Source organism: Candidatus Planktophila sp. (assembly GCF_036734405.1).
In the GTDB taxonomy this organism is placed as follows: Bacteria; Actinomycetota; Actinomycetes; order Nanopelagicales; family Nanopelagicaceae; genus Planktophila.
The window spans coordinates 15,628-29,514 of record NZ_DAIMYR010000003.1; the positions used below are offsets into that span (position 1 = coordinate 15,628).

A 13,887-nucleotide genomic window follows, 5' to 3' on the forward strand; every position below is an offset into this window, starting at 1 on the left:
GGTTTTTCTACTTTCAAATAGAAAGTTTCTAGATATTAAGGACGTGGACCCTGTGGACCCTTACCGTGCTTTGCGCCTTTATTTGGGTTTGCAGCTTTCTTAGCAGCGCGCTCTGCCTGCTTGGCTGCACGAACTTCATCAAACTTCTTTGAAATCGCATCGGCTTGTGCCTGTGTGATTGTTCCTGCCTTAACTAGATCAGCAAGGACTGTTGCCTTAACTAGTCCTTTGTTTGCTCCGTCATGCGCTGATGCAACTCCGACTGATCCTGTGGTGAGTGCTGCAATAGTGATTGCAATTGCTGCGATTCTTTTCTTTGATGACATTTCATGTCCTCTCGATAGTTTTTCTTGTCCCTGACCCCTCGTCATTGACTACCTGTAATCAACAGGTTCATGCTGAGAATTTTAACCACTGACCCTGTGTAATGTGGCAGAGAATTAATCAATTTCTCCTTGGGTTACCCCTACATCACTGCGTAAGTCTCATTCGGGAACCCTTATTCATTAAGGATATTCACAGATTCACACTTAAATCCCCACACAGAAATTTTGGTGATCCATGAAAACCAGCAAATCCTTATTAGTCATCGCTGTTGCTCTATCTGTAGCAATTATTCCATCTGCAATCGGAGCAGAAAAGATGAGCACTAAAGCTGCCGGTCCGTCACCGACAACTGTTGTTAATACCATTCGTAGCGGTGCAGGAGTACCAGCCAAGACGTTAGGCATAAATGGTGATTTCTACATTGATACAAAAAACTTAAATCTATACGGCCCAAAAACTAAAGGTGTTTGGAAGATTACAACTTCGCTACGTTCCCATGAAGTTCCAGTTGTCTCAAACATAATTGGAGAATCTGGTGCGAAAGGAGAGATAGGTGCGAAAGGAGAGACGGGTGCGAAGGGAGATAAGGGCGCTACCGGTGATAAAGGCGCAACTGGTTTGAATGGAACACAAGGAATTCCTGGAGTTGTGGGTGCAACTGGTTTCACTGGTGCAACAGGACTTCAAGGTGCAGGAGGCGCAACTGGTTTCACTGGTGCAACAGGACTTCAAGGAATTCAAGGAGTTGCGGGTGCAACTGGAGTAGCTGGTGCAGCAGGCACTGCAGGAACACAAGGTGTTGAAGGCGCTAAGGGTGATACTGGTACGCAAGGCATTCAAGGCATTCAAGGTATAAAGGGTGAGACTGGTACAGCTGGCGCTAAAGGTGATATCGGAACAACAGGTGCCGCAGGAACTTCTGCGAGCTCAATTTCATATTTTGTTGATCTTGGGACATGGATGATTGCAACAAATCTCAAACCAGGAATAAGTGATTCCTCAATTTTTGTTACCTTAGAGACCGGGTCTTACACATTTAGTATTTCGGTCGATGGGACTTTTGCACCCGAGACTGCAGTGGCTATGTATATTGGAATGCAAGTTATTGCTAGCGGTGGAAGTATGGATTTCCAAGTATTCACTTCAGATGCGACGACTTACATAAATACTCTTGATCAACGTCACTACCAATTTATGATTATTGGAAAAATCGTTTGTACGTCAGCCACAACATTGAAATTGCGCGCTACTGACAAGCGTGGTTTAACCAGTGGGAACATGCTGAGTTTCACTGGGAGAGCCTTGATAAACAAGGTTGGATCTATCGGATAAACAATCTGGAGCGGGTGACCGGGATCGAACCGGCATGGCCAGCTTGGAAGGCTGGGGCTCTACCATTGAGCTACACCCGCAGGTGTATGGGCTAAAGGTACTGGGTCGGTAATCAGAGTGCGAAATCTGGTTTAGACTCCATCCTTGCGCCTCGGGGCGTAGCGTAGTGGCTAGCGCGCCTGCTTTGGGAGCAGGAGATCGGGAGTTCGAATCTCCCCGCCCCGACCAGTTTGTCTCGGTAATCATCACTTCCACCTAGGAGTAATTAGTGAAAAGTTCAGTAGAAGTTCTATCTCCAACTCGCGTTCGTCTTGATGTTGAAGTTGCTTATTCTGAGCTTGAATCACATGTAGCTAATGCATATAAAAAGGTTGCATCACAGGTAAACATCCCGGGATTCCGTAAGGGAAAAATTCCTGCATCAATGATCGATCAGCGCGTGGGTCGCGGAACTGTAATCGATGAGGCAATCAACTCAGCTCTTCCAGAGTTCTATGGTCAAGCAGCTCGTGAGCACAAGGTTGCAGTCATTGGACGCCCAGAAGTTGATGTTAAAGAGTTTGTAGATAACGACAAGCTTGTTTTTGCCGTCGAAGTTGATATTCGTCCAGAAGTTGTATTGCCAGATTTCTCAAAGATCACAATTGAAGTTGATAACGTAAAAGTTGAAGACTCAGATGTAGATGAGCAAATCGAATCATTACGCACACGTTTTGGAACGCTTACAACTGTAGAGCGCGAAGTAAAGATGGGTGATTTCGCAACTCTTGATATGACTGCATACATTGATGGCGCTGAAGTTGATGGCGGTCAAGCAAATGATATTTCTTACGAAGTTGGCTCAGACAAAATGATTCCAGGTCTTGATGAGATCTTGATCGGCATGAAGGTCGGCGACGTAAAGCAGTTTGAAACTGAATTAGTTGGACAGCAAGAGGGCGAAAAGGGCGAAGTTAAGGCAACCGTTAAGGCTGTTAAGGAGCGCGAGCTTCCACCAGTTGATGACGCATTTGCCAAGCTGGCATCAGAATTCGACACACTTGCTGAGTTAAAGGCTGACTTTGTAGTTCGTCTAGAGCGTGTAAAGAAGATGGAACAGGGCGCACAAGCACGTGACCGTCTAGTTGAAAAGCTTCTTGCAGACAATGAAATTCCAGTGCCAGATAACTTGGTTGAACTTGAGGTCAATGATCACCTTGAAGGCGAAGGCCGCATGGAAGATGCAGAGCACCGCGCCGAAGTTGATGGTCAGGTCCGCTCGTCCTTGAAGTCAGATTTCCTACTTGATGCAATCGTTCAGGCAGAAGATGTTCAGATTACCGAGATCGAATTAACTGAATACTTGGTTCGCACATCACAGCGATATGGAATGGCGCCACAGCAATTTGCTGAGGAGTTGCAGAAGGCTGGACAGATTCAACAGCTCGTTGCCGAGGTAACTCGCGCAAAGGCGTTGGCATCAGTTCTCGGACGCATCACAGTTAAGGATGCATCAGGCAACGTTATTGATCTGGAAGCGCTCGCTCCTAAGGCCGACCCAGCAGATCTAGTCGAAGAGGCTTAATTTCTCGCTTTAGTGCTTTTAAGGTCCAATCGCTCCGCCGTGAGCGAACACAGCCAAGTTCACGCATGTAATTCTCCTAATCGGGAAGCATTTCCTCTGCTTAATTGTTAGGGTCAGTACAGGAAAAAATACAGGAGGCAATTAACGTGGACACAGACAGCAAGATGAAGGACCAGATTTACAACCGCCTACTTGAAGAGCGAATTGTTTTCTTGTCAGGTGAAGTCCGCGACGACATGGCCAACATGGTCTGTGCTCAGCTACTTCTACTTTCTTCACTAGATACCAAGAAAGATATTTTCTTGTACGTCAACTCTCCAGGTGGATCGGTAACAGCTGGAATGGCCATCTACGACACTATGGAATTAATTCCCAATGATGTTGCAACAGTTACCTTTGGAATGGCTGCATCAATGGGCCAGTTCCTTCTTACATCAGGTACCAAGGGCAAGCGTTATGCAACCAAGAGCTCACGTATTTTGATGCACCAGCCACTCGGTGGAATTGGTGGAACAGCAATTGATATTCGCATCCAGGCAGAGCAGATGGCTATTACTAAGCAGACTCTGTCAGAACTGAACGCACTTCACACAGGTCAGACTCTAGAAAAGATTCTCGCAGACTCAGATCGCGACAACTGGTTTAACGCAGAAGATGCAAAGGATTATGGCTTTGTTGATCATGTCGTTACTTCATTGGGACAAATCACGGGAGGAAAAGCGTAATGAAAAACATTCAAGAAATTACTTCACGCTACGTTCTTCCTACTGTTGAAGAAAAAACTGCTTATGGATACAAGCGTCAAGATCCATACACAAAGCTATTTGAAGAGCGCATTATTTTCTTAGGCCAGCCAATTGATGACACCGTTGCAAACGATGTTATGGCACAGCTTTTGACTCTGGAATCAATGGATCCAGATCGCGACATCATGATTTACATCAACTCACCTGGTGGATCATTTACCGCGCTAACAGCTATTTATGACACCATGCAGTTTGTTCGCCCAGACATCAGCACAATTTGCTTGGGTCAAGCAGCATCTGCAGCAGCGGTAATTCTTGCCGGTGGAGCAAAGGGCAAGCGCTACGCACTTGAGCACTCACGTATTTTGATCCACCAACCTTCATCAGAAGGTGGCGGACAAGCATCTGATATCGAAATCCAAGCTCGCGAAATCGACCGAATCACACGTTTGCAGGAAGATCTTCTTTCACGCCATGTTCTAAAGACTGCTGAAGAAATTCGCAAAGATATTGAGCGTGACAAGATTCTTACAGCTAACGAAGCTGTTGAATACGGAATCATCGATCAAGTTCTTGCTTCACGTAAGGCCAAGAAGTAATAACTTCTAACTTTTAGTGAAACTATTTGAGCCGGGCTCCCTTTGGTCTTACAAGGGGTACCGGCTCTTTTGGTTTTCTAATGCAATCTTTGTTTTAGGTGCATCCGCTTTTCCTATTGCACTTGTCGTAACAGTTCTCGACGCTGGTGGTACAGCCACAACATTAGGTTTAATTCTTGGCGCACGAATCCTGTCGGCAGTTGTATTTGCTCCATTTGCAGGGGTTTGGGCTGATCGTTTACCGCGCAAAACAGTCATGATTGCTGCTGATCTCTTTCGATCGTTGATTGTGTTTGTGATGGTGTTTATTTCTTCGCCTTCGCTACCTGGATACTTGTTAGGAATTGCTGTCTTTCTGATGGGTGTTGGTGATGCATTTGGTGCAGCGGCAGCGGGTGCGATTATTCCTAGCCTTGTTCCAGATGAAAAGTTAAATGCAGCAAACGTTGCACGAAACATTGTCACAAGGAGCGCAACGATTGTTGGCCCAGGAATTGGCGGCGCATCAGTGTTCTTAGTCGGTAGCCGCCTTACTTTTATCTTTACAGCAGTTGCTTTTGCAATCGGTACTTATTTTCTCTATAAAATCAAAGAGGATATAAATATTGATCAACCCGACCGCGAACACTTTTTCCTTGAACTTCGTGAAGGCATGCGCACCGTTCGTGATATTCCATGGATTGGTGCCATGATTGTTATGGTTTCTTTTCAATTGATGGTTGTGCTTGCTGCTGAAACAGTTTTGCTTCCTATTGTTTCGCGACGAGAATTTGGCACCGATACCGCCTATGTATTGTCGGCAGTTGCATTTTCTGTTGGCAGCATCATTTCGGCTTTGCTCTGCGTGAAGATCAAGGTTAAGCACGAAGGCTACGTTTCAATATTTGTCTGGATGTTCATCATCATTGCTCCACTTGCACTTGCCTTTCCAGTTTCTGAAGTATTTATTGTCATCGCATATCTTTTAGCTGGTTTCTCGGTGGGACCATGGGAGGCATGGTGGTCAGCGGCAGTCCAAAGAGAAGTTCCTCGACACTTACTTGGTCGAGTCTTTTCAATCGATCACATGGGCTCGGCTGGTTTAATGCCAGTAGGTATGGCGTTAATTGGTCCGGCGGTAGCGTTTTTTGGCGAGAAAGAACTACTCATTGGGGCTTCGATCTTTCACGTATTGTTTAGTTTTGTAATCCTTCGTGTTCCCGGAGTTAAGGATATGAAGATGCCAAAGAAGGAAATCGATACTGATTATTCTCACGGCGAACAGAAGTAAGCGTAAAAACCCAAGCGTAAAACTGCTCCAGAATCTAAACTTTAGCCATGACAAGAATCGGTGAAACTAGCGATCTGCTGAAGTGTTCCTTTTGTGGCAAGACTCAGAAGCAGGTTAAGAAACTTATTGCCGGTCCTGGCGTTTACATCTGCGATGAATGTATTGAACTCTGTAATGAAATCATCGTCGAAGAGCTCAGCGAGGCGAACTCCCTTGGGTTATCAGAACTTCCAAAGCCGCAAGCAATTTTTGAATTCTTGGATCAATATGTAATCGGACAAGATCGCGCGAAGAAGTCTTTGTCGGTGGCGGTCTACAACCATTACAAGCGCGTACAAAGTGGCGACAGCGGTCGTGAAGATGCAATTGAATTAGCTAAGTCAAATATTTTGATGCTCGGACCAACAGGTTGTGGCAAGACGCTTATGGCACAAACTTTGGCTCGTATGCTCAATGTTCCATTTGCAATTGCAGATGCAACAGCATTGACTGAAGCAGGTTACGTCGGTGAAGATGTTGAAAACATCTTGCTCAAGCTTCTACAAGCTGCTGATTACGATGTTAAAAAAGCTGAAACTGGAATCATCTACATTGATGAAATTGACAAGGTTGCGCGTAAGTCTGAAAACCCATCAATTACTCGCGATGTATCAGGTGAAGGTGTTCAGCAAGCGCTCTTGAAAATTCTTGAAGGAACTGTTGCATCTGTTCCACCACAAGGTGGACGTAAGCACCCACATCAAGAGTTCATTCAAATTGATACGACCAATGTTTTGTTTATCGTCGGTGGAGCTTTTGCCGGACTTGAAAAGATCATCGAATCTCGCGTTGGCAAGTCAGGCGTTGGCTTTAATGCAACTTTGCAAGATGCAGCAGATAAGAATCGTAAAGATATCTTTGCCGACGTTATGCCTGAAGATCTTTTGAAGTTTGGAATGATTCCTGAATTCATCGGTCGTCTTCCAGTACTTACTAGCGTTGAAAACCTTGACAAGCCTGCATTAATGCAGATTCTGACTGAGCCAAAGAATGCATTGGTAAAGCAATACCAACGCCTCTTTGATTTAGATCATGTTGAGCTCGAATTTGATGCTGAGGCATTAGATGCGATTGCAGATCTTGCTCAAGAACGTGGCACTGGTGCACGCGGACTTCGCGCAATCATGGAATCTGTCCTATTGACTGTTATGTATGACATTCCAAGCCGTACTGATGTCGAAAAGGTGATCATCACCAAGGAGTGCATCACATCCGGGGGAGCGCCAACATTGATTAATCACACAGGCCCAAAACGCTCACGCGGACAAAAAGGTCAAGAGGAGAAGAGCGCATAATCTAGACTGCGCACTATGTCTTCAAGCCGTGAATTAGCCTCAACATTTTCTCCTTCGGAGATCGAGGCTCCGCTGTATCAAAAGTGGGTCCAAGCCGGCTATTTCACCGCTGATGCAACTTCAAGTAAAGAAGCTTTCTCTATTGTTTTGCCGCCTCCAAATGTGACAGGTGTTTTACACATTGGTCACGCCTTAGATCAAACTTTGCAAGATTGTTTGTCGCGCATGAAGCGCATGCAGGGATTTGAAGTTCTTTGGTTACCTGGAATGGACCATGCAGGAATTGCAACTCAGAACGTTGTTGAAAAACAATTAGCTGCAGCAGGTCAATCTCGTCATGATTTAGGGCGCGAAGAGTTTGTGAAAAAAGTTTGGGAATGGAAAGAGGAATCAGGCGGTGCGATTCTTGAACAGATGAAGCGACTTGGCTCATCTGTTGACTGGAGCCGTGAGCGATTCACCATGGATGAAGGTATGTCCAAAGCGGTTGTTACTATTTTCAAGCGTATGTATGACGCAGGTTTAATTTATCGAGCTGAGCGAATTATTAACTGGTGCCCTCGTTGCTTGACGGCTCTGTCAGATATCGAAGTAGAGCACAGTGATGATGCAGGCGAGCTAGTTTCTATTCGATATGGCGAAGGTGATAACGCAATCGTTGTTGCAACAACTCGTGCCGAAACCATGTTGGGTGATACGGCAGTTGCGGTTAATCCAGATGATGCCCGTTATTCACACATGATCGGAAAGACCGTAAAGGTTCCATTGATTGATCGTGAGATCCCAATTGTTGCTGACGAACACGTTGATCCAGCATTTGGAACAGGTGCGGTAAAGGTAACTCCAGCCCACGATGTGAATGACTTTGAAATTGGGCTGCGCCACAACCTGCCAAACATCGTCATCCTGGATGCCAATGCAAAGGTGGTTAACACCAATAGCGCATTTGATGGTTTAGATCGCTTTGATGCGCGTAAAGCTGTTGTTGAAGCACTACGCGCAGAAGGACGCATCGTTGCCGAAAAGCGTCCTTACATGCACGCGGTTGGTCATTGTTCTCGTTGCGATACAACGGTTGAGCCACGTTTATCTAAGCAGTGGTTTGTAAAAGTAGAGCCAATGGCAAAAGCATCAGCAGATGCGGTGCGCAGTGGTGCGGTAAAGATTGAACCTGAAGCTCTTGCTCCACGTTATTTTGAATGGGTCGACAACATGCATGACTGGTGTATTTCACGTCAGTTGTGGTGGGGTCACAGAATTCCCGTTTGGTATGGACCAAATGGTGAAGTACAAGTTGTTGGTCCCGATGAAACAGCACCTGCTGGTTGGACACAAGATTTAGATGTTCTAGATACCTGGTTCTCATCTGGTCAATGGGCATTTTCTACACTTGGTTGGCCGGAAAAGTCTGCTGATTTAGCCAAGTTCTATCCAACATCAGTGTTGGTAACTGGTTACGACATTTTGTTCTTCTGGGTTGTTCGCATGATGATGATGTCTACCTTTGCAATGGATGGCGTTCCACCATTTAAAACAATCATGTTGCACGGTTTAGTTCGTGATCAGTTCGGCAAGAAGATGTCTAAGAGCCGTGGAAATGTTATTGATCCATTGGAATTCATGGACAAGTACGGAGCCGATGCGCTGCGCTTTACTTTGGCACGTGGTGCAAACCCAGGAACTGATCAAGCACTTGCTGAAGATTGGATCGGAGGCTCTCGTAACTTTGCGACAAAGTTATGGAATGCAACTCGATTTGCCATGATCAATGGTGCGACAGTTTCAGGTGATCTGCCTGCACTTGATTCGCTCAATGCGATTGACAAGTGGATCCTGAGCCGTTTATCTGAAACCGTTTCGGAGGTAACTGAGCTTCTAGAAAAGTATGAATTCGCCAGAGCTTGCGAATTGATGTACCACTTTGCTTGGGATGATTTGTGTGACTGGTACCTAGAACTTTCAAAGGAAGCTTTTGCATCAGGAAATGCTGAAGGTACCAAGCGAGTTTTGGGTCATGTTCTAGATCAACTATTCCGCTTAATGCACCCGGTAATGCCATTTATTACCGAGCAAATGTGGACCACGCTAACCGGGGGAGAGTCCTTAGTTGTTGCACAGTGGCCAACTGCAAATGCGGCACATGTTGATAAGAAGGCCGAAGCACTTGTGTCTCAGCTACAAGAGATCATTACCGAAGTTCGTCGCTTCCGCAATGACCAAGGCATTAAGACTTCACTGAAGATTCCTGGTCGCATTGTTGCCACTGGAGACATTGCCAAGTACGCATCAGCAGTTGCTTTTGTGGTTCGTATGGAACTAGGAGAAATCACACCCAGCGCAAAGTGTGAAGCTGCCGGAGTAACAATTGAATTCGATCTAACAGGATCAATTGATGTTGTTGCAGAACGTGCGCGTCTTGAAAAGGATTTAGCAACAGCCATCAAAGATAAGCAAACAGCGGAGGTAAAGCTGAACAATCAAGGCTTTATGGCCAAAGCTCCAGAAAATGTGCTTGTCGAAATTCGCGAACGTTTAGCCAAGACAACCGCTGACATTGAACGAATTACTGCCGCACTTGCAGCATTGCCACAAGCATGATGATTTCACCTGATGATCAAGAGCGCGTAGACGCAATCGAACAAGCTTTGCTTGCGCGTTGGCCTGAAACACGCATCGCGCCATCGACTGAACGTATTGCAGCTCTAGTAGATATTTTGGGTTCACCACAGCTGACATATCCAACAATTCACATTGGTGGAACCAATGGCAAAACAACAACTAGCCGTATGGTTGATGCTTTGTTATTTGCACATGGTTTGCGCACAGGACGCTTTACTAGTCCACACCTAGAAACGTATCGCGAACGAATTTCAATTAATGGCCAGCCTATCGATCCTAAGGAATTGATATTTTCCTATAACGATATTGCCGCGTATTTGGATTTAATGGATTCAAAATTTGAGCATCCCATTTCATTTTTCGAAGCAGTCACAGCCCTTGCCTTTGCAGCTTTTGCTGAACACCCAGTAGATGTTGGTGTCATCGAAGTTGGTATGGGCGGACAATGGGATGCAACAAATGTTGTCGATGCCGATATATCTGTAATCATGCCTATCGGCTTTGATCACATGGAGTATTTGGGCCACACCCTGCATGAAATCGCCTCAACCAAGGCTGGAATCATTAAAGAAGGTGGCTTTGTAGTCCTTGCCCAGCAAGAGCCAGAGGCGGCAAAAGAGTTGATCCGTAAAGCTGCCGAAGTCGGTGCGGATGTTGTTAGAGAAGGTGTGGAATTTTCAGTTCTTTCGCGCGCGGTTGCAGTGGGTGGACAGTTACTTACGATTCAAGGAATCCATGAAACATACGATGAGATTTTCTTGCCATTACATGGACGCCACCAGGCAGCAAATGCTGCCGCAGCGCTAGTTGCAGTCGAAGCTTTCTTTGGAGATCAACCGCTAGATATTGATGCGGTTCGCGTAGGTTTTGCAGCAGTCACATCACCTGGGCGTTGCGAAGTTGTTCATCGCGATCCAACGGTAATTTTAGATGCTGCGCACAATCCACATGGTGCAAAGGCGTTGGCTGAGACTTTGCTTAACGAGTTCAATTTCGACGAAATCATTGCAGTCGTCGGAGTCTTCGGGGATAAGGATGCAACAGGCATCTTTCAAGAGTTAGAGCCAATCGTTGATCATGTCATCGTGACGCAGAGCTCTTCTTCGCGCGCAATGGCGGCGGCAGAGCTAGAAAAAGTTGCATCTGCAGTTTTTGGTTCAGATCGCGTTTTTGTGGTTTCAGATTTAAACTCAGCACTAGATAAAGCAGTCACCGATTCGATACGACCACTCAGTGAAGACACAGTTGGAATTCTTGTCACCGGTTCAGTTGTAACAGTTGGCGAAGCTCGTACTTATTTGAGAAGGAAGTTTGCACAATGAAGGTTCTTGGAGCTTCGGTCTTAATTGCTGAAAGCATGACTTTAGGTTTTGCGATTTTGATTGCGATGAAAGATCAGTCTGCGGCCGCAATTATTTATGGGTGTGTAGTTTCCTTCCTGTTATTTGTTGCAGCCGGCCTTTTGCGCTTTCCGGGTGGATTTGTATTCGGTTCATTGCTGCAGGTTGCGATGATCGCTTTTGGATTCGTCGAGCCATCCTTCTTCATTATTGGGGTGGTTTTGATTGCGCTCTGGGTGGCCGCCATCATCGTGGGCCGCAAGGGTGAGGCCGCGCGCGCTGCCTTGCTGGCTGCAGGGCCTAAAAAACCCTAATAGACTAGGCACGTGAGCACAGAGAAAACACTTATCCTGGTTAAGCCCGATGGCGTTCGCCGCGGATTAATCGGTGAAGTTATTTCCCGAATCGAAACTAAAGGTTATGCAATCGATGCGGTGCGTATGTTGCAAGCAGATACAGCGTTACTTGAAAAGCACTACGCCGAACATGTTGGAAAACCATTTTATGAGCCACTTGTTGAGTTCATGATGTCAGGACCAATTGTTGCGATCGTTGCATCTGGTAATCGCGTAATCGAAGGGTTCCGTTCACTAGCGGGAGCAACAGATCCAACCGTTGCCGCACCCGGAACGATTCGCGGAGATCTAGCTCGTGACCAAGGCACCAAAGTTATGCAGAACCTAGTTCACGGATCAGATTCACCAGAATCTGCAGCACGTGAAATTGCAATTTTCTTTCCCAAGTAATTCATTCCCCAAGAACAAAAAGCACAAGGAGTAAAGATGTCACAAGGAAGCAGAATGTCATTCATCGGTCGCGATATGGCCGTTGACCTAGGCACAGCGAACACGCTTGTTTATGTTCGCGGACGTGGCATTGTTTTGAACGAGCCATCAGTAGTAGCTGTAAACCAAGACACCGGTGGAATTTTGGCCGTTGGTATTGAAGCGAAGAAGATGATCGGCCGTACTCCTGGCAATATTGTGGCTATCCGTCCGCTTAAGGATGGTGTGATCGCTGACTTTGATACAACAGAGCGCATGTTGCGTTACTTCATTCAAAAGGTTCACCGTCGTCGTTACCTGGCTAAGCCGCGTATCGTTGTGTGCGTTCCTTCAGGTATTACAGGTGTGGAACAGCGCGCAGTAAAGGATGCTGGTTATGCAGCTGGCGCACGTAAGGTGTACATCATCGAAGAGCCAATGGCAGCAGCCATCGGTGCTGGCCTTCCAATCCACGAGCCAACCGGAAACATGGTTGTAGACATCGGTGGCGGAACAACTGAAGTTGCAGTTATTTCTTTGGGTGGAATCGTGACTTCACTATCTATTCGTGTAGGTGGAGATGAGCTAGATCAGTCCATTATTAACTGGGTTAAGCGTGAATTCTCACTGCTTTTGGGTGAGCGCACAGCAGAAGAAATCAAGATGGCTATCGGATCTGCTTACCCACTAGCTGGCGAAAATGATGCTGAAATTCGCGGTCGCGATCTCGCAACAGGTCTTCCAAAGACAATTGTTGTATCGGCTGCAGAAATTCGTAAGGCACTTGAAGAGCCAGTGAACTCAATTGTTAACGCAGTTAAGAGCACCTTGGATAAGACTCCACCAGAGCTTGCATCAGATTTGATGGACCGCGGAATTGTTCTCACCGGTGGTGGAGCACTTCTTAAGGGTCTTGATGAGCGCCTTCGCAAAGAAACCGGAATGCCTATTCACATTGCAGAGCGTCCATTGGATGCAGTTGCTGAAGGTTCCGGAAAGTGCATCGAAGAGTTTGAAGCTCTTGAGAAGGTTCTAATCTCCGAGCCACGTCGATAAGGCCAAGTTTTAATGCGTAAGGGCGGTGAAGGTCGCGCACGTTTGTTGTTAGTGATCTTGATTGTCACCTCGCTATTTCTAATTACCTTAGATCTACGTGGCGTGAAGGTGCTTGAAAGTTTTAAGCAGGGAACTCAGACGGTTCTTTCTCCATTCCAGCGTGCTGGTGCTGCGGTCCTTAATCCTGTGAAGAACTTTTTGTCCGATGCCACCCAACTTGGTCGTACTGGAAATCAAATTGAAAAGCTAGAAGCTGAAAATGCCGAGTTGAAATTGCAGCTTCTAAATCGCAAGAATGCTGATGGCCAACTAGAACAACTAGAAAATATTTTAGATTTGGCAGGTACTGCTGGCTACAAGATCGTAAATGCCAAGGTCATTAGCCAAGGTTCAAGTCAGTCTTTTGCTCAGACAATAACTATTGATTCCGGTAGCAATGCTGGAATTAAGAAAAACATGACAGTGCTGTCGCAATTTGGTTTAGCCGGAGTTGTTAAGGATGTGTATCCAAACTCAGCGCTGATTCAACTTGCTAGTGATTCAGCCTTCAAAGTAGGCGCACGAATTGCTGGATCCCAGCAAATAGGCATTCTTTCGGGGCAGGGAAATCGTTCAGCGACCCTGCAATTGCTTGATAATTCAACGACAGTAAAGGTTGGCGATGTCTTGCTTGCCCGTGGAAGCATTGCAAACCGTCCCTTCGTTCCAGGTGTTCCATTGGGTTATGTGAGCCAAGTAGATAATTCTGCGGGAGCAGTCGCACAAACAGCGACGATTCGCTACTACACAAATTTTTCAACCTTAGGGGTTGTGGCAGTTGTTGTCAGTGGTCCAACATCTGATCCAGGTGATTCCTTAGTTCCTAAAAAGCCTCAAGTGACACCGATTCCTACCGTTACAGTCACTGTTACTCCGTCACCTACTGTAAACAACTAA

13 protein-coding genes and 2 tRNA genes are annotated in these 13,887 nt (G+C 46.1%); 13 read left to right on the top strand and 2 right to left on the bottom strand.

Translation table 11 applies throughout. The features are described 5' to 3' along the window. Positions 1 to 35 precede the first annotated feature (35 nt). Positions 36 to 326, bottom strand: coding sequence for a hypothetical protein (locus AC9UC2_RS04065; RefSeq protein ID WP_509525509.1), 291 nt, complete (start codon positions 324 to 326; stop codon positions 36 to 38). Between the two features lie 235 nt (positions 327 to 561). Here AC9UC2_RS04065 and AC9UC2_RS04070 point away from each other — a divergent pair, with 235 nt between their 5' ends. Further along, complete coding sequence (locus AC9UC2_RS04070; RefSeq protein WP_509525511.1) at positions 562 to 1,659, top strand: hypothetical protein; 1,098 nt, start codon at positions 562 to 564, stop codon at positions 1,657 to 1,659. 6 nt (positions 1,660 to 1,665) lie between these two features. Here AC9UC2_RS04070 and AC9UC2_RS04075 read toward each other — a convergent pair. Beyond that, positions 1,666 to 1,739, bottom strand: a tRNA-Gly gene (locus tag AC9UC2_RS04075). A gap of 72 nt (positions 1,740 to 1,811) precedes the next feature. On the opposite strand from AC9UC2_RS04075, the gene AC9UC2_RS04080 reads away from it, so the two are divergent. From AC9UC2_RS04080 to mreC, 12 genes are all read left to right on the top strand, one after another. Further along, a tRNA-Pro gene (locus AC9UC2_RS04080) sits at positions 1,812 to 1,887 on the top strand. A gap of 40 nt (positions 1,888 to 1,927) precedes the next feature. Next, a complete protein-coding gene (gene tig, locus AC9UC2_RS04085) occupies positions 1,928 to 3,223 on the top strand; it encodes a trigger factor (protein WP_509525513.1) in 1,296 nt (431 codons plus the stop codon). A 128-nt stretch (positions 3,224 to 3,351) separates the two neighbouring features. Beyond that, on the top strand, positions 3,352 to 3,948 hold the full coding sequence (locus AC9UC2_RS04090) for an ATP-dependent Clp protease proteolytic subunit (protein ID WP_509526155.1): 597 nt from the start codon (positions 3,352 to 3,354) through the stop codon (positions 3,946 to 3,948). Further along, positions 3,948 to 4,568, top strand: a complete 621-nt coding sequence (locus tag AC9UC2_RS04095) for an ATP-dependent Clp protease proteolytic subunit (RefSeq protein ID WP_509525516.1) — start codon at positions 3,948 to 3,950, stop codon at positions 4,566 to 4,568. The genes AC9UC2_RS04090 and AC9UC2_RS04095 overlap by 1 nt, the downstream gene beginning before the upstream one ends. Positions 4,569 to 4,584: 16 nt before the next feature. Continuing rightward, positions 4,585 to 5,838 (top strand): MFS transporter, encoded by a 1,254-nt coding sequence (locus AC9UC2_RS04100; protein WP_509525518.1) that lies wholly within the window; start codon positions 4,585 to 4,587, stop codon positions 5,836 to 5,838. 47 nt (positions 5,839 to 5,885) lie between these two features. Then, positions 5,886 to 7,172 carry an ATP-dependent Clp protease ATP-binding subunit ClpX gene (gene clpX / locus AC9UC2_RS04105; protein ID WP_509525521.1) on the top strand — a complete coding sequence of 429 codons (1,287 nt, stop codon included), beginning with the start codon at positions 5,886 to 5,888 and terminating at the stop codon, positions 7,170 to 7,172. Positions 7,173 to 7,187: 15 nt separating this feature from the next. Continuing rightward, positions 7,188 to 9,770: a valine--tRNA ligase gene (locus AC9UC2_RS04110; RefSeq protein WP_509525524.1), complete on the top strand. Its 2,583-nt coding sequence runs from the start codon at positions 7,188 to 7,190 to the stop codon at positions 9,768 to 9,770. Next, positions 9,767 to 11,113: a bifunctional folylpolyglutamate synthase/dihydrofolate synthase gene (locus AC9UC2_RS04115; protein WP_509525526.1), complete on the top strand. Its 1,347-nt coding sequence runs from the start codon at positions 9,767 to 9,769 to the stop codon at positions 11,111 to 11,113. Before AC9UC2_RS04110 ends, AC9UC2_RS04115 begins: the two co-directional genes overlap by 4 nt. After that, on the top strand, positions 11,110 to 11,445 hold the full coding sequence (locus tag AC9UC2_RS04120; protein WP_509525529.1) for a DUF4233 domain-containing protein: 336 nt from the start codon (positions 11,110 to 11,112) through the stop codon (positions 11,443 to 11,445). The genes AC9UC2_RS04115 and AC9UC2_RS04120 overlap by 4 nt, the downstream gene beginning before the upstream one ends. Positions 11,446 to 11,457: 12 nt before the next feature. Next, the gene (gene ndk / locus AC9UC2_RS04125) at positions 11,458 to 11,877 is read left to right on the top strand and encodes a nucleoside-diphosphate kinase (RefSeq protein WP_509525532.1); all 420 of its coding nucleotides are present in this window, start codon (positions 11,458 to 11,460) and stop codon (positions 11,875 to 11,877) included. A gap of 36 nt (positions 11,878 to 11,913) precedes the next feature. Further along, positions 11,914 to 12,951, top strand: coding sequence for a rod shape-determining protein (locus tag AC9UC2_RS04130; RefSeq protein ID WP_445822159.1), 1,038 nt, complete (start codon positions 11,914 to 11,916; stop codon positions 12,949 to 12,951). Positions 12,952 to 12,963: 12 nt separating this feature from the next. Further along, positions 12,964 to 13,887, top strand: a complete 924-nt coding sequence (gene mreC, locus AC9UC2_RS04135; RefSeq protein ID WP_509525538.1) for a rod shape-determining protein MreC — start codon at positions 12,964 to 12,966, stop codon at positions 13,885 to 13,887.